Below are 20,350 nucleotides of genomic sequence, written 5' to 3'. Positions count from 1 at the left end.
GATCGCCACGCGGTACAACAGCTCTGCAACGTCCTTTGCGGTCTGGCCATTTGGCGTTGACACCGCTTGTGGTCTAGGCCAGGCTCCACTCCATCCGGTTCGAACTTCAACCTCACCGGATGTGGTATCAGCCCCACCCGAAGCTCTTCGCCGCCCCACCCCGGTCTCTCCCGGCGGGCGCCATCACGCTGCCGGCGGGCAACAGGCACTAGCACCCTCGGAGGATGGCGTGAAGACGCGTCAGCTCATGGCGACATTCGGGACCCTCGCACTGGCGGCCGGGCTGACGGCCTGTTCGTCTGGGGGGTCGTCGTCAGGGGACACCAAGGACGGCGCCTCGGCGGACCCGAAGGCCGCCACCGGCACGGTCACCGTCTGGCTGATGGACGATGCCCAGAAGAACTGGCCGGACCTCGTGCAGCGGGTCAACGACGAGTTCGCGGCCAAGTACCCGAACGTCACGCTGAAGCTCTCGTACCAGGGCTGGGCCGACAAGGTCGGCAAGCTGGACGCCGCGCTGGCGGCCGGCAACGCCCCCGACGTGGTGGAGCTCGGCAACACCGAGACCATGAAGTACGTCCTCTCCGGCGCGCTGGCCCCGGTCGACCGGACCACGTTCGACAACTCGGACAGCTGGATCAAGGCGCTGGCCAACACCTGTACGTACCAGGACAAGCTCTGGTGCGTGCCGTACTACGCGGGCGCCCGGGTCGCCATCTACAACTCCGCCGCCTTCCAGTCGGCGACCGGCAGCGCGGACTTCCCCAAGACCGAGGACGAGCTGCGGGCGGCGCTGGACAAGATCGCGGACAAGAACAAGGCCGACCGGACCTTCTCCCCGCTCTACCTCCCCGGCCAGTACTGGTACGCCGCGATGAGCTACGTCTCCGCGTACGGCGGCACCATCGCCAAGTTCGACAGCTCCGGCAACTGGCACGGCACCCTGCACGACGCCAAGTCCCAGCAGGGCATCAGCCACTTCGTCGACCTGGTGCGCAAGTACAACAAGGGCGACCTGTCGGTGAACGAGCAGAACCAGTTCGAGTCGATGGCCCGCGGGCACGCCGCGTCCTTCTACGGCAACGGCTACGAGGCGGCCAGCGTGACCGCGCCGGTCACCGGCGACCCGAGCCTCAAGGACGCGGTCAAGGTGGCGACCATGCCGGGCCCGGACGGCAAGCCGCTGCCGACCTTCATCGGCGGCTCGGACCTCGCCGTCACCGCCAAGTCGCCGTCGGCCGAGCTGGCCACCGACTGGATCCGGATGTTCACCAGCACCAAGTCGGAGCAGGCGCTGGCGGACAAGGACATCCTGCCGAACAACCTGACCCAGCTGAACCAGCTGAAGAGCAAGCCGGCCACCGCCGCCGCGGCCAACGCGGTGCCGGACGCCTGGTTCACCCCGCTGGCCCCGGGCTGGGGCGCGGTCGAGAAGCAGAAGATCCTGCCGGAGATGCTGAACGCGATCATCAAGGGCAAGTCGGTGGACCAGGCCACCAAGGAGGCCGACGCCGCGATCGACCAGCTGATCAACAAGCCGTCCTGACCGGCGGTCGTACGTCCGGGGGCCCCTGCCGCGTGGGCGGGATGGGCTCTCGAATGTGCTCCACGGGGGTGGCCCCCGTAGGATTGCCGCAGGAATCACCGCAGCGAGTGTGCGGACTCGCCGCCGTAGAGGTCCCCACCGGGCATCCCCGTCCGGGTGGGGTCGAACCATCTCATCGGAGGCACATCCAGATGTCCGACACGCAGACTGTTTCCGTCCCCGGCCGGATCATGGCGGCGGAGATGGCCGAGCAGCCGGCCGTCCTCCAGCGCATCCTCGACGAGGGCGCCCCGAAGATCCGCGAGATCGCGGCCCAGATCTCCGCCCGCAACCCGCGCTTCGTCCTGCTCACCGCGCGCGGCACGTCCGACAACGCGGCGCTCTACGCCAAGTACCTGATCGAGATCCTGCTCGGCAAGCCGGCCGGTCTGACCTCGATGTCGACCACCACCGCGTACGGTGCCAAGCCGGACCTCACCGACGTGCTGGTCATCACCGTCAGCCAGTCCGGCGGTTCGCCGGACCTGGTGGCCTCCACCAAGGCGGCCCGCGAGGCCGGTGCCATCACCCTGGCGGTCACCAACAACGCCGACTCGCCGCTGGCCGAGGTCTCCGAGTTCCACATCGACGTGCTGGCCGGCCCGGAGAAGGCCCTGCCCGCCACCAAGACCTACACCGCCGAGCTGCTGGCGCTCTACCTGCTGGTGGAGGGCCTGCGCGGTGGCGACGGCGCGGCCGCCAAGGAGCTGCCGGCCCTGGCCGCCGGCATCCTGGCCCGCCAGTCCGAGGTGAAGGCCCTGGCCGAGCGCTACCGCTTCGCCCAGCGCCTGGTCATCACCTCGCGCGGCTACGGCTACCCGACCGCCCGTGAGGCGGCGCTGAAGCTGATGGAGACCACCTACATCCCGGCCTCCCCGTTCTCCGGCGCCGACCTGCTGCACGGCCCGCTGGCCATGGTCGACAACGTCTCCCCGGTCATCGCGATCGTTCCGGACGGCAAGGGCGGCGAGGCCCTGCAGCCGGTGCTGGACCGCCTGCGCGGCCGCGGTGCGGACCTGGTGGTCATCGGCCAGCAGTCGCAGGTGGACGCCGCCTCGGCGGGCTTCGCGCTGCCGGCCGGCGTGCCCGAGGAGGTCCAGACGATCCTGGAGATCCTGCCGCTCCAGCAGCTGGCCTACGAGGTCACCATCGCCCGCGGCCAGGACCCGGACGCCCCGCGCGCCCTGGCCAAGGTCACCGAGACCCACTGACGCCGGGCCGGCGCCCGCGCCGGAAGACGCCGAACCCCCGTCCACAGGCTGTGGACGGGGGTTCGGCTCTGAGCGGCGGAACATGGTTCGAAGGAGCGGGCGGACCCGCGGGAGCACCACCGGAAAGCACTACGGGCCACGGCGCCGACACGGGACCCTCGACCCTCCCTCCTTGCCCGCCAGCGGGAAGGAGGGGCCCATGGCACCGCAGCCGGAGCTGTCGTCGGGTGGTCCCGCCGCGCAGCTCCCCGCCGGAGGCGAGAAGCACTACGGGCCACGGCGCCGACACGGGACCCTCAACCCGTGCGGCACCGCAGCCCGGAGCTGTCGTCGGGCGCCGGTGACGATCGAGAACTGTGCGGGGTCCTCGCTCGGCGGCGTCCGACCGAGGAGCGGCCTCGCGCGGTCAGGGCAGTTGCGCGGTGGGCCTCTCCTTGGTGCCCTTTCATTGTGGACTAGACCAATCTGGCTTGTCCAGGCCTCGCCGAAAATTGGTCTGGACAACTCCTCCGGCGGGCCGGTCCCCGCCCGCCGCCGGCCCGCCGCCCGGTGCTGGCGCGCCCACCCGCCCGGGCTGGAGCTACCCTCGCCATGTGCCCTCGCTGAACGAACTCGTCCGCCGCCACACCACCCTGACCGGTGCCGATGTGGAGTGGCTCCACATGCTGGTCTCGGAGTGGCAGCTGCTCTCCGACCTCTCCTTCGCCGACCTGGTCCTGTGGATCCCGACCTGGGACGGCATCCGCTACGTCTCGGTGGCCCAGATGCGGCCCAACACCGGCCCCACCTCCTACCAGGACGACATGGTCGGCCACCTCGTCCCGCGCGGCCGCCGGCCGCTGCTGGACGCCGCCTTCGACGAGGGGCGGATCGTGCGCGAGGGCGACCCGGAGTGGCGCGAGGAGGTGCCGGTCCGGGTCGAGTCCATCCCGGTCCGCCGCGAGGGCAAGGTGCTCGGCGTGATCGCCCGGAACACCAACCTGCTGACCGTCCGCACCCCCAGCCGGCTCGAGCTCACCTATCTGCAGAGCGCCTCCGACCTGGCCCAGATGATCGCCGCCGGAACCTTCCCGTACCACGGTGTCGAGCAGGCCGACATGGACGCCGCCCCCCGCGTCGGCGACGGCCTGATCAGGCTGGACGCCGACGGCATCGTCACCTACGCCAGTCCCAACGCGCTCTCCGCCTACCACCGCCTCGGCCTCACCACCGACCTGGTCGGCAGCCACCTGGGCCGCGCCACCGCCGAACTGGCCCCGCCGTCGCGGGCGGCCGTGCACGAGGCGCTGGTGAAACTGGCGAGCGGCTGGGCGCCCCGGCAGGCCGAGGTGGAGGTGCAGGGCGGTGTGGTGACCCTGCGGGCCATCCCGCTCCGGCCCAAGGGCACGCAGACCGGTTCGCTGGTGCTCTGCCGGGACGTCACCGAGCTGCGCCGCCGCGACCGCGAGCTGATGACCAAGGACGCCACCATCCGGGAGATCCACCACCGGGTGAAGAACAACCTCCAGACCGTGGCCGCGCTGCTGCGGCTGCAGTCCCGCCGGATGGACTCGGACGCCGGCCGGGCCGCGCTGGACGAGGCGGTCCGCCGGGTGGGCTCGATCGCGATCGTGCACGAGACGCTCTCCCAGGCGCTGGACGAGCAGGTGGCCTTCGACGAGATCGCCGATCGGGTGCTGGCGATGGTGATGGAGCTGTCCCAGGACGGCCGGGTGGCGACCCGGCGCTCCGGCAGCTTCGGCATCCTCTCCGCCGAGGTGGCCACCCCGCTGTCGATGGTGCTGACCGAGCTGCTGCAGAACGCGCTGGAACACGCGTTCGGCCCGTCCGCCTCCGGCAACCTGGAGGTCAGCGCGCTGCGCGGGCGGGCGCCGGCCACCGGGATGGGCTGGTCGGACAGCTGGAACGGCGGCACCAGGCCGGAGGAGTACCTGCTGATCACCGTGCAGGACGACGGCAAGGGCATGCCGGAGGGCTTCGACCCGCAGCAGGCGGGCAATCTCGGGCTGCAGATCGTGCGCACCCTGGCCACCGGTGAGCTGGGCGGCACCTTCGACATGGTGGCCGGACCGAACGGCGGCACCAAGGTGATCCTGGAGATCCCGGTGCGCTGAAACCGGTGCGCCGAGAAGCACGGTGGGGGCGCGCGTCCGGCGAGGGCGCCGGGGCGCGTGCTCCACGATCCCCGGGTGGGATGGGCCGTCCGGGGAGCCGTACCCGGACGCGGACAGAGAAACGAGGCCCTGCCGACCGGGGGGGGGTGGGTCGGCAGGGCCTCTCGACCCGTTCCGGCCGTCGGGGGGAGTCGGCCGGAACGGGGGCTCTGGGTGGTGCGGCACCGCATCGGTGCGTTGCACACGGTGAGCGCCTCAGCTCCACAATATTGCTCTAAGTGAACAGTATCAAGTGGCTGGGCGGCCCGGTGTCGCGAGACCGCGCCGAACGCGGTCCGTCGTACGGAAGGCTTCGCCAGGAGGTGCAGGGAAGCCCTTGATCATGTGTTGATCGATACTGCGGTCACTGCTGGTAATGCGGCGTGTGATCAGGCGGTGCGGGCGCGGTTGCGGGCTGCGCGGCGCTTCATCGCGCGACGCTCGTCCTCGCTCATGCCACCCCAGACGCCGGCGTCCTGGCCGGTCTCAAGAGCCCACTGCAGGCACTGTTCCATGACCGGACAGCGGCGGCACACGGCCTTGGCTTCCTCGATCTGCAGCAGAGCAGGACCGGTGTTCCCGATCGGGAAGAACAGCTCCGGGTCCTCTTCGCGGCAGACAGCGCGGTGGCGCCAGTCCATGGTCGTCCAACTCCTCCTGCCGGCGGGGCGACCCGGTCGGCATAATCGATGGCTTGTGAATGTGAACGCTTTCACGAATCCCGCAACAGCAAAAGAGACCAAAGGCCCATCGGGCCCGGGTGGTCTGTGCTGGGAGGGATTCGGCGATTCGAGGGACACCCCGCGGTCGGCCCCCGTCAGAATCTGAGGTTGCCGTCGCTGCGATGCGTCCCGATCGCCATGTAGAGGTTCGCAAACCTCAGGCCCGGATACAACCCCCTTCAGGGAGGAATTTTTGATTCTTCGGTGTCGCCTAGCTCACAGCCGGTACTTCTATGGAGTGAAGGGGGCTTGTGCGTTCGAGAAGAAGGGTAAAGCCCCCTTCTAGTCACACAATCACACGCAGTGCCCGCCGTACGCCTGTGAAACTGACGCGACTCCTGTCTCCAAGGTGGTCCCCGTCGACCTGGAACGGAGCCGGTTCCTCTGAAACCAAGGTGAAGTGCCTGACGTCGTGATAGGAGACGACATGCTTTCCGGACGGACCGGAAGAGGTGCCGTCGCCGCTCGAAGGCCCGTACGACCGCAGGATCTGACGGACCGTTCGAGCAGTGCCGAACGCGGTCATCCGGGTGATGCCGAAGACGTCGAGGTCCGTGTCGAAGGAGGCGAGGGGTGAGGGATAGACCGGGCGGTTCCCCAGGAACGTCCACGGCGAGGTGTTGCTGACTATCGACAGCACCAGCTCCGGCACCGGCGCGCGGCCGGGGAGTTGCAGGGTGATCGGGCCTGATCTGCGCTGCTCACGCTGGGTGACGAAGTGCCGCAGGGCCTGGCCGACATAGAGCGCGTGGGTGGACCTGCGCCCCGCCCGTCGCTGCTCCTCGACCCGGCCGACCACGCCGGCGTCGAAGCCGAGGCCGGCCGTGAAGGTGAACCAGCGGTCCGGCAGCCCGTCGGTCATCGCCTTGCCCAGACCGATCGGCCGCTCGCGGCGGTGCTCCAGGGCGTCCAGCAGGGCGCCGGTGGCCTCCACCGGGTCGTTGGGCAGGCCCAGCGCGCGGGCGAACACATTGGTCGAGCCACCGGGCACCACGGCCAGCCGGGGGAGCTTCTCGCCCGGGCCGTGCGCCAGCAGTCCGTTGACCACCTCGTTGACGGTGCCGTCACCGCCCAGCGCCACCACCAGGTCGACCGTGCCGTCCTCGGCCGCCTCGCGGGCCAGGTCGCGCGCGTGCCCCCGGTATTCGGTGTGGGCCACCTCCAGCTTGAGGTCGCTGCGCAGGGCATGGATCAGCACGTCCCGGGTGCGGCCACTGGTGGTGGTCGCCTTCGGGTTCACGACCAGGAGAGCGCGCATGAGCAAAGCCTACGGGTCGGTACGGACCGACCGGCGGCTACCCTGCTGGAGTGACCGCAGAATCCTCCGCACCCGTACCCGCGGCCGGCTCCGTCCGGCCGGTGTCCCTGGCCGTGGGCGCCGCCCTCACCGCGCTGGAGGGCGCCGCCCTGGCCGTCGTCGGCGTCTGGGACATGGTGTCCGCGCTGTCCGGTGAGTCCAAGCAGCTGGCGCTGAACGAGTTCGGCGGCGCGGTGATCGTGCTGCTCGGCGTGTTGCCGGTGCTGGCCGCCCGGGCGCTGTTCAAGGGGCGGCGCTGGGGCCGCAGCCCGGCCGTGCTGACCAACTCGGTCTGCCTGCCGGTGGGCTACTACATGTGCCAGAGCGGCGGCGCGATGGTGGCCGTCGGGGTGGCCGTCGGCCTGCTCGGGCTGGTCGGCATCGGCGCCCTGCTCGGCCCGAAATCGACGGCGGCCCTCTACGCTCCGCACGAGGGCTGAGCGCAGAGGGCCGTTCCGGCGCCGCTGGGCGGTCGTCAGTTCTACTCCTCCACCAGGAGCTTCTCCCGGAGCTGGGCCAGCGTCCGGGCCAGCAGCCGGGAGACGTGCATCTGTGAGATGCCCACCTCGGCGGCGATCTGCGACTGGGTCATGTTCCGGAAGAACCGCAGCACCAGGATCTTCTGCTCCCGGGGCGGCAGCTGCGCCAGCAGCGGCTTGAGCGACTCCCGGTACTCGACGCCCTCCAGCGCCTCGTCGGTGGCGCCCAGGGTGTCCGCGACGGCCGGCGACTCGTCGTCGCTGTCCGGCACGTCCAGCGACAGCGTGGAGTACGCGTTGGCGGACTCCAGGCCCTCCAGCACGTCCTCCTCGGAGATCCCCAGGTGCTCGGCCAGCTCGTGCACCGTGGGGGAGCGGCCGTGCCGCTGGGAGAGCTCGCTGGTCGCCGTGGTCAGCGACAGCCGCAGCTCCTGGAGCCGGCGCGGTACCCGGACCGCCCAGCCCTTGTCCCGGAAGTGCCGCTTGATCTCGCCGACGATGGTCGGCGTGGCGTAGGTGGAGAACTCGACCCCGCGCTCGTGGTCGAAGCGGTCCACCGACTTGATCAGCCCGATGGTGGCGACCTGGGTCAGGTCGTCCAGCGGCTCGCCCCGGTTGCGGAACCGCCGGGCCAGGTGCTCCACCAGCGGGATGTGCATCCGCACCAGCTGGTTGCGCAGCTCGACGCGCTCCGGGGAGCCGTCGGGCAGCGCGGACAGACGGACGAACAGCGCCCGGGCCGCCTCGCGGTCCGGCGCCCCGGTGCGGTGCGGGGTCTGGGCGGGCACCGCACCGCGCAGCGCCTCGGCTGCGGGGTCCGCCGGGTCGGCCGCGGCCGGCGGGGGCACGGGGACGGGCGACGGATCAGACGTCGGCTCGGTCGGCTGGCTCATCCGGTGGGCGTCCTTCGGGTGCGCTTCGTCGTTGGCGGCGAGGCCGGGAACGCTCGCCTGGGTCGGTACGGCAGGGCCCGCCGTCGCGAGGCCGGTACGGTCCAGATCACTCACGGCCATTCCCCCGTTCCGTTCCGGGAGCACCGGGACCGTGGGGCGGCCCCGATTCGTCTTATTGGTCGTACCGCGTGGTGGGCGGTACCGGGAGCCGTCCGCCGGGCCCGGGTGGGGGGTACCGGCCGGACGGCCCTTGTTCGGTGCTGCTGCTGCGGCGGCCCTAGTGGGTGGCGGAACCGCCGCGCTTCTTGTGCAGGCTGATCGTCACGGTGTTGTCCTCGCCGACCGAGGAGTCCACCTCGCCGGCCAGCGCGGAGAGCACCGTCCAGGCGAAGGTGTCCCGCTCGGGGGCCCGGCCGTCCGTGGTCGGGGCGGAGACGGTGACCTTGAGCGAGTCGCCGACCAGCCGGAACTCGCAGGACAGGACCGACCCGGGTACCGCCTGCTGGAGCAGGATGGCGCAGGCCTCGTCCACCGCGATCCGTAGGTCCTCGATCTCGTCCAGCGTGAAGTCCAGCCGGGCCGCCAGCCCCGCCGTCGCTGTTCGCAGTACCGAGAGGTAGGCCCCGGCCGCGGGCAGCCGGACCTCCACGAAGTCCTGGACCCCGGGCTCGCCGTCGATCTGGGACACCCTCACCTCCTGGGTGACGCGCTGTGCTTCCGGGCCGGTGGCCGCGGCACTGTCTGTTGCTTGGCTCAACTGCTTCGCCCCAACTGTCCAGAGGGGTGGTGCGGTACGTGTACCGGTCATACCCCGCGAGGGGTGGCCGGACGCCGCGCATCCGCCCGAGACGTTACCGCTTTTGGCCCCGGCGCGGGAGTCACTCATGGTAGGGCGCCGCGACACAGGGTGTCAGTGGCCGGACGGAACCCGTTCGTACGGCCGGGCGGGGCCCGTCTGTTCGGCGGCGTACCGGTGGGCGCGGCCCCGTCGGCACGCTGTGTTCAGCGCGCGCCGACGGCGGTGAGCGCCTCTCCGGTGAGCCGGTAGACGCTCCAGCCGTCCATCGGCACCGCGCCGAGCGACTTGTAGAAGTTGATCGAGGGCTCGTTCCAGTCGAGCACCGACCACTCCATCCGCGAGTAGCCGCGTTCGACGGCGATCCGCGCCAGCTCCAGCAGCAGGGCCTTGCCGTGGCCGCCGCCGCGGGCCGCCGGGCGGACGTACAGGTCCTCCAGGTAGATGCCGTGCGTCCCGCGCCAGGTCGAGAAGTTGAGGAACCAGACCGCGAAGCCGACCGGCTCGCCGGTGGTGTCGTCCTCGGCGATCAGGCCGAACAGCGCCGGGGCGGCGCCGAACAGCGCGTCCCGCAGCTGTGCCTCGGTGGCCACCGCCTCGTGCGGGGCCTTCTCGTACTCCGCGAGTTCGCGGATCATGGCGTGGATGACCGGGACGTCGGTGACTAGGGCGGTGCGGATCATGTGACGAGCCTACTTGGCCCGTTCGGGCCTAGGCCTCGTCCCAGGCCTGGATCGAGGTCTGGTCGACGATCCGGCCGTCCCGCAGGTCGGCGACCGAGGTGGCCAGGACCCGGACCCCGTCGGGGTACTGGCAGGCCTCCATGAAGGCGATGTGGTCGCCCTGGACCACCACCTGTTCCAGGGTGTGGGTCATCTCCCGGCCGTAGATGTCGCGCAGCATCGCGCCGATCTCGCTCCGGCCGTGCATCACCAGCGGATGGCTGGGCTGGGTCTTGTGGTCGACCATGCGCACTTCGGCATCGTCGGCGTAGAGCGCGAGGAGGGTCTCGGCGTCCCCGCGTTCGATGCCCTCGCGCAGGGCGGCGGTGTCGAAGTCGGAAGGTGCCGCCATGGTGCTCATGTTCTCGCTCCTCCGGTCGGATTCCGCCGGGCTCGTACTCCGAGCGTACGCCCGCCCGGCCGGGCCGGACCGGCCCGTGCTCAGGCCGCCGGCGTGGACCGCAGATAGGCCGCGAGGGCGGTGATCGCGGCGGGGTTGCGCGGGCTCTCCACCAGGTCGACGTAGTCCAGCACGAAGATCCGGTCGTTCCTGACCGCGGCGACGCCGGCCAGCGGCGGGAAGGACTTCAGGAACTTCCGCTTCGCCTCGGCGTCGGTGTCACCGTAGTTGTTGATCACGATCACCTCGGGGTCGCGCTGCACGACGCTCTCCCAGCCGACGGTGGTCCAGGAGTCGGCGACGTCGCCCATCACGTTGCGCCCGCCGGCCTTGGCGATGATCTCCTCGGGCGCGGCGTACTTGCCCGAGGTGTACGGCTTGTCCTCACCACTGTCGTAGAGGAAGACGCCCGGCCGGTGCTCGGGCTGCGGCACGGCGGCGACCTGCGCTCGGAAGTCGGCGATCAGCTTGTCGGCCCGGTCGCGGACGTCGAAGATCTCGCCGAGGTTGGCCAGGTCGGTGTAGAGCGCGTCCAGCGGCGACATCACCCCGCGCTCCGGGCCCTTGCCGCTGCGGCAGGACTCGCTGAGCACGTAGGAGTCGATGCCGAGGCCGGCCAGCACCTGCGGGGTGAAGCCGTCGGCTTCGCCGAAGCCGTAGTGCCAGCCGGCGAACACCAGGTCGGCCCGGGCGTCCAGGACGAGCTCCTTGGTGATCGGCTGCTTGGAGAGCCAGGCGGTCTGCTGGTAGCCGTCCTTCCACGGGACCTTGGCGAGGTCGCCCTTCTCGTCGGGCATCACATAGCCGGCCATCCGGTCGGTGAGGCCGAGCGCGAGCATCAGCTCGGTGATGCCCACGTCGTTGGTCACCGTCCGGGCGGGCTTCGCCTTGTAGGTGACCTTGGTGCCGCAGTTGTCGACGGTCACCGGGTAGTGGTCGGAGCCCGCCGCGGCCTCGCCGCTCGGGGCGATCTCGGCCCCGCACGCGGTCAGCGCGAGGGTGAGCAGGGCGGTGGCGGCGACGGCCTTGGTGCGCATGGGAGTTCCTCGGGTCGGGGGGAGGGGGCGGAAAGGGCGGGAGGGGAAGCGGGGTCAGCGGAGCCGGTCGAAGAGCAGCTGGACGGCGCCGGTCTCGGGGTGCCGTACGGGGGTCGCGCGGACGCCGAACACCTCGGCCAGCAGCGCGGGGCGCAGCACCTCGACGGGCGGTCCGGAGGCGACGATCCGGCCGGCCCTGATCACGTACAGCAGGTCGCAGTGGCCGGCCGCCAGGTTGAGGTCGTGCAGCGCGGTGAGCACCGTCGGCCCGGCCGCCCGGACCAGCGCCAGCACCTCCAACTGGTGGGCGATGTCCAGGTGGTTGGTGGGTTCGTCGAGCACCAGCACCCGGGGCTCCTGGACGAGCGCGCGGGCGATCAGCACCCGCTGCTTCTCGCCGCCGGACAGGCTCAGGAAGCCCCGCCCGGCCAGGTGGTCCGCGCCGACCCGGGCCAGCGCCTCGACGCAGCGCCGGTCGTCCCCGCCGGTCGGGCCGGCGAATCCGCTGCGGTGCGGCAGCCGGCCCATGCCGACCACCTCGGCCACGGTGAAGTCGAACTCGGCGGAGTGCTCCTGCGGCAGTGCGGCGACCCGCCGGGCGGCCTCGCGGGAGGTGAGCGCGTGCAGGTCCTCGCCGCCCAGCCGGACGGCGCCGACGGCGGGCCGCAGTGCCCGGTAGACGCAGCGCAGCAGGGTCGACTTGCCGCTGCCGTTCGGTCCGACCAGGCCGACCACCTGTCCGGCGGCGGCGTCCAGGGTGATGTCGTGGACCAGCCGGGCGCCGGCGATGTCGACCGAGAGCCCGTCGACGGCGATGTCCAGGGCGGTCTCGCTGGCGGTCTCGATGGCGGTCTCCGGGGTGTCCGTGGTGTCGGTGCTCGGGTCGGCGTTCGCGCCGGTGCCCATCAGCGGCCTCCGAAGGAGTAGCCGCGGCGGCGCATCAGCAACAGGAAGCAGGGCACCCCGAGCACCGCGGTGACCACCCCGACCGGCAGCTCGGCGGGCGCCAGCAGGGTGCGCGAGACGATGTCCACCCAGACCAGCAGCAGCGCCCCGGCGAACGGCGCGACCAGCAGCACCCGGCGGTGGCCGGCGCCGACCAGCATCCGCACCAGGTGCGGCACCATCAGCCCGACGAAGCCGATCGCGCCGCTGACCGCGACGACGGTGCCGGTGACGGCCGCCGTCACCACGAACAGCTGCCGGCGCAGCCGGTCGGGGTCCACACCGAGCGAGGCCGCCGTCTCGTCGCCCATGGCGAGCGCGTCGAGGCGCCCGGCGGAGAGGGCGAGGCAGGCCAGGCCGGCCAGCACGGTGACGGCGGCGATCGGCACCGAGCCCCAGGTCGCCCCGCCCAGGCTGCCGAGCAGCCACATCATGGCGCTGCGGGCCGCCTCGCCGCGCGCGGCGCCGAACACCATCAGCGCCGTCACCGCGGAGAAGCCGTAGGACATCGCGGTGCCGGTGAGCACCAGCCGCAGCGGGGTGAGCCCGTAGGCGGTCCGGGCGGCCGCGTACACCAGCAGCATCGCCAGCAGGGCCGAGCCGAAGGCGGAGACCGAGAGCGCCCAGACCCCGAGCGAGGCGAAGGCGCCGAGCAGCAGGACGGCGTTGGCGCCGACCGCCGCGCCGGAGGAGATGCCGAGGACGAACGGGTCGGCCAGGGCGTTGCGGACCATGGCCTGCACGGCGACCCCGGTGGCCGCGAGCCCGGCGCCGACCACGGCGGCCAGTACGGTGCGCGGCAGCCGGATCTCCCAGACGATCGCGTACGCCGCCGCCTCCTCGGCCTCCAGCCGACCGCCCGTCAGCCCGGCGCCCAGCAGCCGCAGGACCCGGGACCAGCCGAGGTCGGAGGAGCCCAGGGCGACCCCGCAGACCAGCGACAGCAGCAGGGCCGCGGCCAGGCCGGCGGCCAGGGGCGCGGCGGGTATTCGACGGACCGGTGCGGTCACTGCGGTGCTCACGAGGGGGGCGCGCCTTCGCCTCGGGCCGTGGGCGGCGCGGGGCGGCGCGCCCGGGCCGTGGCGGGGCCGGGGCGCCATCCCCTCGCATTCCACGGCGAGTTGTCGGGAGGTCGGCGCCCCAGGGCGATCGGGCTCACGGGGCCGGGGCCCCGTCCACCGTTGCGGGTCAGCGCCGGATTCGGACCGGACTTCCCCCATGGGACGCCCTGGCAGCATAACAAGCGCTAAGGCCAGGCAACCCTTACAGGTGCCGCCGGGCATGTCCCGGAAACGCGCGACCGCCCCCGTCCGGTGTGGTGGTCCGGGCGGGGGCGGTCGACGGAGGCCGAGCGGCGGTCAGGCCTGCTTGGTCTCCCAGAAGATCTTGTCGACCTCGGCGATCAGGTCGAGCAGGGCCTGACCGGTGGCCGGGTCCGTCGACGCCTTGGCGGCCGAGGCGGCCTTCAGGGTGTCGTTGATCAGCTGGTGCAGCTGCGGGTACTTCTCGAAGTGCGGGGCCTTGAAGTAGTCGCTCCACAGCACCGAGATGTGGTGCTTGACGGCCTCGGCGCGCTGCTCCTTGATGATGACGGCGCGAGCGCGGAAGTGCGCGTCCTCGTTGGCCTGGTACTTCTCCTGGGTGGCCTTGACCGACTCGGCCTCGATCCGCGCCTGCGCCGGGTCGTACACGCCGCAGGGCAGGTCGCAGTGGGCGTGCGCGGTGGCACGCGGTGCAAACAGACGAGAGAACATGGGAGTCCTTCCTTAGATCGTCTTCCCGCGCCCGAGATTACCCTTCCGGTCACGGGGTTTCGCGATCGGTCGGTGGGCCTAGGGCAAAAGGCGGACCCGGAACCGGGTGAATCCGGACATCGGCGGGTGACGGTCCGTACGGCAGACTGGGACGCGGCGAGCCGGGAGGAGGAGTCGTGACGCGGATGGCGGAACCGGAGGGCGGCACCCGCGGGGGTGCCGCACCGTTCGGACTGATCGACGTGGCGGGGGACTCGATGGTGCCGACGCTGCGTGAGGGCGACCGGCTGCTGGTCCGGTACGGGGCGCGGATCAGGCCGGGCGCCGTGGTGGTGGTCCGCCACCCGTTGCAGCAGGACCTGCTCGTGGTGAAGCGGGCCGACGGCCGGCGCCCGAAGGGCTGGTGGCTGCTGTCCGACAACCGGCTGGTCGACAGCGACAGCCGCAGCTACGGCGCCGTCCCGGACGAGCTGGTGCTCGGCCGGGTGCTGCTGCGGCTGCGCCCCCGGCCGGCCTGGCTGGCCCCGGGCCGCCGGCTGGAGCGCCTGCTGCTGGGCCCGCTGGTCCGGGTGCCGGGCCTGGCCCGCCGGCTCGGCGTCTGGGTCCGGCCGGAGGATCTCTAGCCCGGAGGGCCGCTAGCCCCGCCCGGCCAGGACGGCGGCCTCCTGGCGCTTGCGGGCCCGGTACGCGGCGACGTTGGCGCGGGTGGCGCAGCGGTCGGAGCAGTACCGCCGGGAGCGGTTGGTGGAGGTGTCCAGGTAGGCGTTGCGGCAGGGCGCGGCCTGGCAGATGCCGAGCCGGTCGGCGCCCAGTTCGGTGAGGTGGACGGCCAGGCCCATGCAGGCGACCGCGCTGAAGTGGGCCGTGGCGGTGGGCGAGTTGTCGGCGAGGTGCAGGTGCCAGCGCGGGCGCCCGGCGTCGTCCAGGTAGTCGTGGCCGGAGACCAGCGGGCTGACGGGGTACTCCATCAGCAGGCTGTTCAGCAGGTCGACACCCCGGATCTCGTCCCCCTCGGCGGCGGCCTCGAAGACCCCGCGCAGCCGGGTCCGGACGGCACGCAGCCGGGGCAGGTCGGCTTCGTCGGCGAGCGCGGCGGCACGCGTGTTCTCGGAGAACAGGCCGCGGACGGCGTCGACCGAGGTCAGCGTGTCGGTGCCGCGCTCGGGCTCCTCGGTGTTCACCAGCCGGACGGCGAGGTCGGCGTACGAGGCGAGCTCCACGGTGGTCCTTCCAGAATCGGTAACGGGCTGACTGGCTCCAGCCTATTACCTGGGCGGGGCAGGCGTCGGCGCCCGGCAGGTCCGGCCTGCCGGGCGCCGACGGGAGCGTCCTAGAGCACCTTGGACAGGAACGCGCGGGTGCGCTCGTGCTGCGGGTCGGTGAGCACGTCGCGGGGGGTGCCGGACTCGACCACCACACCGCCGTCCATGAAGACCAGCGCGTCGCCGACCTCGCGGGCGAAGCCCATCTCGTGGGTGACGACGATCATCGTCATCCCCTCGTCGGCCAGACCGCGCATGACGTCCAGCACCTCGCCGACCAGCTCCGGGTCGAGCGCCGAGGTGGGCTCGTCGAAGAGCATCAGCTTGGGCTTCATGGCCAGCGCGCGGGCGATCGCGACGCGCTGCTGCTGTCCGCCGGAGAGCTGGGACGGATAGCTCTTCGCCTTGTCGGCCAGGCCGACCCGCTCCAGCAGGGCCATCGCCCGCTCCCTGGCGGACGCCTTGGCCTCCCTGCGGACCTGGACCGGCGCCTCGATGACGTTCTCCAGCGCGGTCATGTGCGGGAAGAGGTTGAAGCGCTGGAACACCATGCCGATGTCGCGCCGCTTGAGGGCGACCTCGCGGTCCTTGAGCTCGTGCAGCCGGTCGCCCTTCTGCCGGTAGCCCACCAGTTCGCCGTCCACCCAGAGGCGGCCGGCGTTGATCTTCTCCAGGTGGTTGATGCACCGCAGGAAGGTCGACTTGCCGGAGCCGGAGGGGCCGATCAGGCAGAACACCTCGCGCTGCTTGACCTCCAGGTCGATGCCCTTGAGCACCTCGACCAGGCCGTACGACTTGCGCACGCCCTCGGCCCTGACCATCGGGCCGTCGGTGCCGGCGTCGGCCGGGGTCGCGGGGGTCTTGGTCAGATCGGTCATACGTGGCCACCTCCCTCAAGGCCGGGAACCACGTCGTGCTTCCCGCTCGGCACGGGCTTGCCGGCGAACAGGCGGCGGAGCCGCTGGACCGGGGTCGGGGGGAGCGTCCGGTTGGTACCGCGGGCGTAGTGCCGCTCGATGTAGTACTGGCCGGTGGTGAGCAGCGAGGTCAGGAACAGGTACCAGACGGAGACCGCGATCAGCACCGGGATGGTCTGGAAGGTGCGCGAGAAGATGTTGTGGCCGGCCTGGTACAGCTCCTCCAGCGCGATGGCGCTCGCCAGCGAGGAGGTCTTGAGCATCGAGATGGTCTCGTTGCCGGTCGGCGGGATGATCACCCGCATGGCCTGCGGCAGGACGATCCGGCGCAGCGCGGCCGCGCGGCTCATGCCGAGCGCGTGGGCGGCCTCGGTCTGGCCCTCGTCCACCGACTGGAGGCCGCCGCGGACGATCTCCGCCATGTAGGCGGCCTCGTTGAGGCCGAGACCGAGCAGCGCCGCGGTGAAGACCGGGATCAGCGAGTTGGTCGACTCGGACCAGAACGCCGGCCCGAACGGGATGCCGAGCGACAGCTTGGGCCAGATCGCGGCGAGGAAGTTCCAGAAGACCAGCTGGACCAGTACGGGGGTGCCGCGGAAGATCCAGATGTAGAGCCAGGCGGTGCCGGAGAGCAGCGGGTTGGGCGAGAGCCGCATCACCGCGAGGACGACGCCGCCGATCACGCCCATCACCATGGCCAGCGCGGTCAGTTCGAGCGTGACGCCGACGCCGTGCAGGATCTGGTCGTTGAAGAGGGTGTCGCCCACGACGTCCCACTGGAAGGCGGGGTTGTTGATCAGGGCGTTGAGCAGCATCGCCAGGAGGACGACGATGACGACTGCTCCGGCCCAGCGTCCGGGGTGGCGGACCGGGACGGCCTTGATGGTCTCGGACCGTCCCGGTGTCACCTGCCCCTGGTCGGAAGTTTTCACGATGAGGTCGCCTCAGGGGGTGTGGTTCGGCGGAGGTCAGCTCTTGGCGGCGTTGATCTCGGACGTGCCGAGCGCGCCCGCCTCGACGCCCCACTTCTGCAGGATCTGCTTGTAGGTGCCGTCGGCGATCAGCGACTGGACGGCGCCCTGGACGGCCTTGGTCAGCCCGGAACCCTTCTCCAGGACGATGCCGTAGGGCGCGCTGTCGTAGGTGTCGCCGAGCTTCTCCAGCTGGCCGTTGGTCTGCTTGAGCGCGTAGTCGATCACCGGGGAGTCGGCCATCATGACCTGGTCGCGGCCGGCCACCAGGGCCTGGGTGACATCGGTCTGGAGCGAGAACTTGTCGCCGTCGCCGGGGATGGCGGGCTTGCCGTCCTTGGCGCAGTCGGGGTTGCGCGTGTCACGGACCTCGTCGGCCTGGGTGGTGCCGGTCTGGACGGCGACCTTCTTGCCGCAGAGGTCCTTGGGGTCGATCTTGTCCGGGTTGCCCTTCTTCACGGCGATCGCGCTGCCCGCGGTGAAGTAGGTGACCATGTCGACGGTCTGCTCGCGCTCCTTGGTGTCGGTGAAGGAGCTCATGCCGAGCTGGTACTTCTTGGCCGCGATACCCGGGATGATCGAGGTGAAGTCGGCGTTCTGCACGTCGGCGGTCAGGCCGAGCCGCTTGGCGACCGCGTTCGCCAGGTCGACGTCCATGCCGACGATGTTGCCCTTGTCGTCCTTGAACTCGTTGGGCGCGTAGGAGGCGTCGGCCGCGACGACCAGCTTGCCGGAGGACTTGACGTCGGCCGGCACGAGGGCGGCCAGCGCCGGGTCGGCGGTGACGGCGGCGACGCTGGCGCTCGGGTTGGCCGCGCCCGAACCGCCGGAGGCGGAGGAGGACTTGCTGCTGCCGCAGCCGGTCAGGACGAGCGAGACGGACGCGACTACCGCGCCGGCCGCGAGGAGGCGGGTGCGCTGGGTACGGGCGGTCATGGGGGATCTCCTCCTGAGGGAGAGGTCGGGCGGAGCGCGCCGCGGGGGCGCGGCGCACCGGGGCAGCAGGCCGTTCGGCGCTGTACCGGGTGTATTTCGCTGTGCGTCGTCGTACGGGCAGTGCCGGTCGTGCATGGCCTGGGCGGGGGTTCGCGCAGGGTGGTGCAGGGGACTGCTTCCGCCACCCTCCGCCGAGGTGGACGTTGACCGAACCGCCTCGACCAGTGGCCGGCTCGATCCGAGATGGGGGGAATCCTGCCATCTGACGACGGCCGGGTGGCCCTCATTCAGATCAAAATCGGATAACGAGGGTGCACCTTGTCCGCTATTCGGACGAATACCGTGTCCCTGTCACCCTCCGTATAGGTATGCGGTTTTCGCCGTGCCGTGCCGTGCCGGGAGGGGCGGGGTGCTGCCGGAGCGCCGCGCAGGCGTACGCAGGCGTACGCGGGCGGAACGGGCGGTCCCGCCCTCCCGGCCTGCCGGGCCGGGTACCGGGTGTGTCAGAATTCGGTACCGGGCGACCCCCGATGCTCGAACCCAGACCGCCGAGTCGCGACAGGCTCGGGGTGCGCAGGAACGGAAGTCTCCGACGTCGACTCCGTATCCGAGGCACCGGCTCACCTCCGTGTCTGTGTTCACTCCCGCGGGTGTGGGTACTCGTTCGCCATTGCCGTCGCCGGGGCCCGGTGCCTCCGACGCCGGACGCCGTCAAGGTGGCTGTCGGCGAATGAAATGCACGTGACGAGGACGAAAAGGCATAGGTGCGATGCCGTCGTCCGGCCTACGCTCGGCCCGGAAGCACAGTGCCGACAAATTAAGACAGAACACCCTCATCCGAGGGCGCCGCCCCGACGGCAGCGCCCCGACCCCCGCTCCCGGGTCCGCTTCGGCGTACCCGGTTTCCGGTTTCCGGCGGGGTCGTCCGCCCGTCGGCCACGCGTCCTCGCTGAACCAATGACGAAGAGGTCATCGTGGCAGCGGAGATCATCCACAGCAGCACCCAGGACACCGACGATCCGGTCGACGCCGTTTTCGCGCTCCACCGCGGCGGCAAGATGGAGATCCGGGCGACCGTCCCGGTGCGCGACGCGGACGACCTGTCCCTCGCCTACACCCCCGGTGTCGCACGGGTCTGCACGGCCATCGCCGAACAGCCCGAGCTCGTGAACGACTACACCTGGAAGTCCAACACGGTGGCCGTCGTCACCGACGGCACCGCCGTGCTCGGCCTCGGCGACATCGGCCCGGAGGCCTCGCTCCCCGTGATGGAGGGCAAGGCCATCCTGTTCAAGCAGTTCGGCGGGGTGGACGCCGTCCCGATCGCGCTCGCCTGCACCGACGTGGACGAGATCATCGAGACCGTCGTCCGGCTGGCGCCCTCCTTCGGCGGCGTCAACCTGGAGGACATCTCCGCCCCCCGCTGCTTCGAGATCGAGCGCCGGCTCCAGGAGGCCGTGGACATCCCGGTCTTCCACGACGACCAGCACGGCACCGCGATCGTCACCACCGCCGCGCTGTGGAACGCGGCCAAGATCACCGGCCGGGAGATCGGCTCCCTGCGCGCCGTCATCTCCGGCGCCGGCGCGGCCGGCATCGCCATCGCCAAGATGCTGCTGGCCGCCGGCATCGGCGATGTCGCGGTCTGCGACCGGCGCGGCGTGGTGTACGACGGCCGGGGCGACCTCACCGACGTCAAGGCCGAGATCGCCGCGCAGACCAACCGGGCCGGCCTCAAGGGCTCGCTGGCCGACGCGATGGCCGGCGCCGACGTCTTCATCGGTGTCTCCGGCGGCACCGTGCCGGAGGAGGTCGTCGCCACCATGGCCGAGGGCGCGTTCATCTTCGCGATGGCCAACCCCACCCCGGAGATCCACCCCGAGGTCGCGCACCGCTACGCGGCGGTCGTCGCCACCGGGCGCAGCGACTTCCCGAACCAGATCAACAACGTGCTGGCCTTCCCCGGCATCTTCGCGGGCGCCCTCCAGGTCCGGGCCGCCCGGATCACCGAGGGCATGAAGCTGGCCGCCGCCAAGGCGCTGGCCGGGGTGGTCGCCGACGAGCTGACCCCGCAGAAGGTGATCCCCTCGCCGTTCGACGAGCGGGTCGCCCCGGCCGTCACCAGGGCCGTCGCCGAGGCCGCCCGCGCCGAGGGCGTCGCCCGCCGCTGACCCGGCGTCAACGGCTCCCCGGGGCGCCCTTCGGCTCCCCGGGGAGCCGAAGGGCGCCCCGCTGCCGAAAGCGACGAGCGACAAGCGAGGCACGAGCGC

Annotated in this window: 20 protein-coding genes and 1 riboswitch; of the genes, 6 read left to right on the top strand and 14 right to left on the bottom strand. The window is 71.4% G+C overall.

Going from position 1 to position 20,350, the window contains the following annotated elements; translation table 11 throughout:
- Positions 1–247: 247 nt before the first annotated feature.
- The 3 genes from ACIQIB_RS09020 to ACIQIB_RS09010 all read left to right on the top strand — a co-directional run bounded on the left by ACIQIB_RS09020 (position 248) and on the right by ACIQIB_RS09010 (position 4,910).
- Positions 248–1,546, top strand: a complete 1,299-nt coding sequence (locus ACIQIB_RS09020; protein ID WP_363604698.1) for an extracellular solute-binding protein — start codon at positions 248–250, stop codon at positions 1,544–1,546.
- 191 nt (positions 1,547–1,737) lie between these two features.
- Positions 1,738–2,796, top strand: coding sequence for an SIS domain-containing protein (locus ACIQIB_RS09015; protein ID WP_363604700.1), 1,059 nt, complete (start codon positions 1,738–1,740; stop codon positions 2,794–2,796).
- Positions 2,797–3,389: 593 nt separating this feature from the next.
- Entirely contained in the window at positions 3,390–4,910 is a 1,521-nt protein-coding gene (locus ACIQIB_RS09010; RefSeq protein ID WP_363604702.1) for a PAS domain-containing sensor histidine kinase, read from the top strand.
- A gap of 428 nt (positions 4,911–5,338) precedes the next feature.
- On the opposite strand, the gene ACIQIB_RS09005 is transcribed toward ACIQIB_RS09010, so the two are convergent.
- Both ACIQIB_RS09005 and ACIQIB_RS09000 read right to left on the bottom strand, forming a co-directional pair.
- Entirely contained in the window at positions 5,339–5,590 is a 252-nt protein-coding gene (locus ACIQIB_RS09005; protein ID WP_014138019.1) for a WhiB family transcriptional regulator, read from the bottom strand.
- A gap of 367 nt (positions 5,591–5,957) precedes the next feature.
- Positions 5,958–6,929: a diacylglycerol kinase family protein gene (locus ACIQIB_RS09000; protein ID WP_363604703.1), complete on the bottom strand. Its 972-nt coding sequence runs from the start codon at positions 6,927–6,929 to the stop codon at positions 5,958–5,960.
- Between the two features lie 50 nt (positions 6,930–6,979).
- Between ACIQIB_RS09000 and ACIQIB_RS08995 the strand changes: the two genes are divergently transcribed.
- Positions 6,980–7,408 carry a hypothetical protein gene (locus tag ACIQIB_RS08995; protein ID WP_400655225.1) on the top strand — a complete coding sequence of 143 codons (429 nt, stop codon included), beginning with the start codon at positions 6,980–6,982 and terminating at the stop codon, positions 7,406–7,408.
- Positions 7,409–7,449: 41 nt separating this feature from the next.
- Here the strand turns inward: ACIQIB_RS08995 and ACIQIB_RS08990 are convergent, their stop codons facing one another.
- The 8 genes from ACIQIB_RS08990 to sodN all read right to left on the bottom strand — a co-directional run bounded on the left by ACIQIB_RS08990 (position 7,450) and on the right by sodN (position 13,994).
- Positions 7,450–8,454 carry an RNA polymerase sigma factor SigF gene (locus tag ACIQIB_RS08990; protein ID WP_363604706.1) on the bottom strand — a complete coding sequence of 335 codons (1,005 nt, stop codon included), beginning with the start codon at positions 8,452–8,454 and terminating at the stop codon, positions 7,450–7,452.
- A 163-nt stretch (positions 8,455–8,617) separates the two neighbouring features.
- Positions 8,618–9,028, bottom strand: coding sequence for an anti-sigma regulatory factor (locus ACIQIB_RS08985; RefSeq protein ID WP_363604707.1), 411 nt, complete (start codon positions 9,026–9,028; stop codon positions 8,618–8,620).
- A gap of 314 nt (positions 9,029–9,342) precedes the next feature.
- Positions 9,343–9,819: a GNAT family N-acetyltransferase gene (locus tag ACIQIB_RS08980; RefSeq protein ID WP_363604708.1), complete on the bottom strand. Its 477-nt coding sequence runs from the start codon at positions 9,817–9,819 to the stop codon at positions 9,343–9,345.
- Between the two features lie 28 nt (positions 9,820–9,847).
- Positions 9,848–10,219: a nuclear transport factor 2 family protein gene (locus ACIQIB_RS08975; RefSeq protein WP_363604709.1), complete on the bottom strand. Its 372-nt coding sequence runs from the start codon at positions 10,217–10,219 to the stop codon at positions 9,848–9,850.
- 80 nt (positions 10,220–10,299) lie between these two features.
- Positions 10,300–11,295: an ABC transporter substrate-binding protein gene (locus tag ACIQIB_RS08970; RefSeq protein ID WP_400655229.1), complete on the bottom strand. Its 996-nt coding sequence runs from the start codon at positions 11,293–11,295 to the stop codon at positions 10,300–10,302.
- A gap of 54 nt (positions 11,296–11,349) precedes the next feature.
- A complete protein-coding gene (locus tag ACIQIB_RS08965) occupies positions 11,350–12,201 on the bottom strand; it encodes an ABC transporter ATP-binding protein (protein ID WP_400757380.1) in 852 nt (283 codons plus the stop codon).
- On the bottom strand, positions 12,201–13,340 hold the full coding sequence (locus ACIQIB_RS08960; RefSeq protein ID WP_400757379.1) for a FecCD family ABC transporter permease: 1,140 nt from the start codon (positions 13,338–13,340) through the stop codon (positions 12,201–12,203). Before ACIQIB_RS08960 ends, ACIQIB_RS08965 begins: the two co-directional genes overlap by 1 nt.
- 26 nt (positions 13,341–13,366) lie before the next feature.
- A riboswitch (cobalamin riboswitch) is annotated at positions 13,367–13,486 on the bottom strand.
- 112 nt (positions 13,487–13,598) lie between these two features.
- The gene (sodN, locus tag ACIQIB_RS08955; protein ID WP_189915683.1) at positions 13,599–13,994 is read right to left on the bottom strand and encodes a superoxide dismutase, Ni; all 396 of its coding nucleotides are present in this window, start codon (positions 13,992–13,994) and stop codon (positions 13,599–13,601) included.
- A gap of 185 nt (positions 13,995–14,179) precedes the next feature.
- Here sodN and sodX point away from each other — a divergent pair, with 185 nt between their 5' ends.
- Entirely contained in the window at positions 14,180–14,617 is a 438-nt protein-coding gene (gene sodX, locus ACIQIB_RS08950) for a nickel-type superoxide dismutase maturation protease (protein ID WP_363604905.1), read from the top strand.
- A 12-nt stretch (positions 14,618–14,629) separates the two neighbouring features.
- On the opposite strand, the gene ACIQIB_RS08945 is transcribed toward sodX, so the two are convergent.
- The 4 genes from ACIQIB_RS08945 to ACIQIB_RS08930 form a co-directional block, all read right to left on the bottom strand.
- Positions 14,630–15,214, bottom strand: a complete 585-nt coding sequence (locus tag ACIQIB_RS08945) for a CGNR zinc finger domain-containing protein (protein WP_400757377.1) — start codon at positions 15,212–15,214, stop codon at positions 14,630–14,632.
- A 110-nt stretch (positions 15,215–15,324) separates the two neighbouring features.
- The gene (locus tag ACIQIB_RS08940) at positions 15,325–16,134 is read right to left on the bottom strand and encodes an amino acid ABC transporter ATP-binding protein (protein ID WP_363604714.1); all 810 of its coding nucleotides are present in this window, start codon (positions 16,132–16,134) and stop codon (positions 15,325–15,327) included.
- On the bottom strand, positions 16,131–17,105 hold the full coding sequence (locus tag ACIQIB_RS08935) for an amino acid ABC transporter permease (protein ID WP_363604715.1): 975 nt from the start codon (positions 17,103–17,105) through the stop codon (positions 16,131–16,133). Before ACIQIB_RS08935 ends, ACIQIB_RS08940 begins: the two co-directional genes overlap by 4 nt.
- 36 nt (positions 17,106–17,141) lie before the next feature.
- A complete protein-coding gene (locus ACIQIB_RS08930; RefSeq protein WP_363604716.1) occupies positions 17,142–18,080 on the bottom strand; it encodes an ABC transporter substrate-binding protein in 939 nt (312 codons plus the stop codon).
- A 974-nt stretch (positions 18,081–19,054) separates the two neighbouring features.
- On the opposite strand from ACIQIB_RS08930, the gene ACIQIB_RS08925 reads away from it, so the two are divergent.
- Positions 19,055–20,251 (top strand): NADP-dependent malic enzyme, encoded by a 1,197-nt coding sequence (locus tag ACIQIB_RS08925; RefSeq protein WP_400757376.1) that lies wholly within the window; start codon positions 19,055–19,057, stop codon positions 20,249–20,251.
- The last annotated feature ends 99 nt before the right edge of the window (positions 20,252–20,350 follow it).

Origin of the sequence: Kitasatospora sp. NPDC092286 (assembly GCF_044755565.1) — a bacterium.
GTDB lineage: Bacteria > Actinomycetota > Actinomycetes > Streptomycetales > Streptomycetaceae > Kitasatospora.
This window is presented reverse-complemented; position numbering and strand designations above follow the sequence as displayed.

Excerpts from the sequence above, each read along its gene's own strand:
- ACIQIB_RS09020 (WP_363604698.1), top strand. The coding sequence starts at position 248 with ATGGCGACATTCGGGACCCTCGCACTGGCGGCCGGGCTGACGGCCTGT.
- ACIQIB_RS09015 (WP_363604700.1), top strand. The coding sequence starts at position 1,738 with ATGTCCGACACGCAGACTGTTTCCGTCCCCGGCCGGATCATGGCGGCG.
- ACIQIB_RS09005 (WP_014138019.1), bottom strand. The coding sequence starts at position 5,590 with ATGGACTGGCGCCACCGCGCTGTCTGCCGCGAAGAGGACCCGGAGCTG.
- ACIQIB_RS09000 (WP_363604703.1), bottom strand. The coding sequence starts at position 6,929 with ATGCGCGCTCTCCTGGTCGTGAACCCGAAGGCGACCACCACCAGTGGC.
- ACIQIB_RS08980 (WP_363604708.1), bottom strand. The coding sequence starts at position 9,819 with ATGATCCGCACCGCCCTAGTCACCGACGTCCCGGTCATCCACGCCATG.
- ACIQIB_RS08975 (WP_363604709.1), bottom strand. The coding sequence starts at position 10,219 with ATGAGCACCATGGCGGCACCTTCCGACTTCGACACCGCCGCCCTGCGC.
- ACIQIB_RS08970 (WP_400655229.1), bottom strand. The coding sequence starts at position 11,295 with ATGCGCACCAAGGCCGTCGCCGCCACCGCCCTGCTCACCCTCGCGCTG.
- ACIQIB_RS08965 (WP_400757380.1), bottom strand. The coding sequence starts at position 12,201 with ATGGGCACCGGCGCGAACGCCGACCCGAGCACCGACACCACGGACACC.
- ACIQIB_RS08960 (WP_400757379.1), bottom strand. The coding sequence starts at position 13,340 with ATGGCGCCCCGGCCCCGCCACGGCCCGGGCGCGCCGCCCCGCGCCGCC.
- sodN (WP_189915683.1), bottom strand. The coding sequence starts at position 13,994 with ATGTTCTCTCGTCTGTTTGCACCGCGTGCCACCGCGCACGCCCACTGC.
- sodX (WP_363604905.1), top strand. The coding sequence starts at position 14,180 with ATGGCGGAACCGGAGGGCGGCACCCGCGGGGGTGCCGCACCGTTCGGA.
- ACIQIB_RS08940 (WP_363604714.1), bottom strand. The coding sequence starts at position 16,134 with ATGACCGATCTGACCAAGACCCCCGCGACCCCGGCCGACGCCGGCACC.
- ACIQIB_RS08930 (WP_363604716.1), bottom strand. The coding sequence starts at position 18,080 with ATGACCGCCCGTACCCAGCGCACCCGCCTCCTCGCGGCCGGCGCGGTA.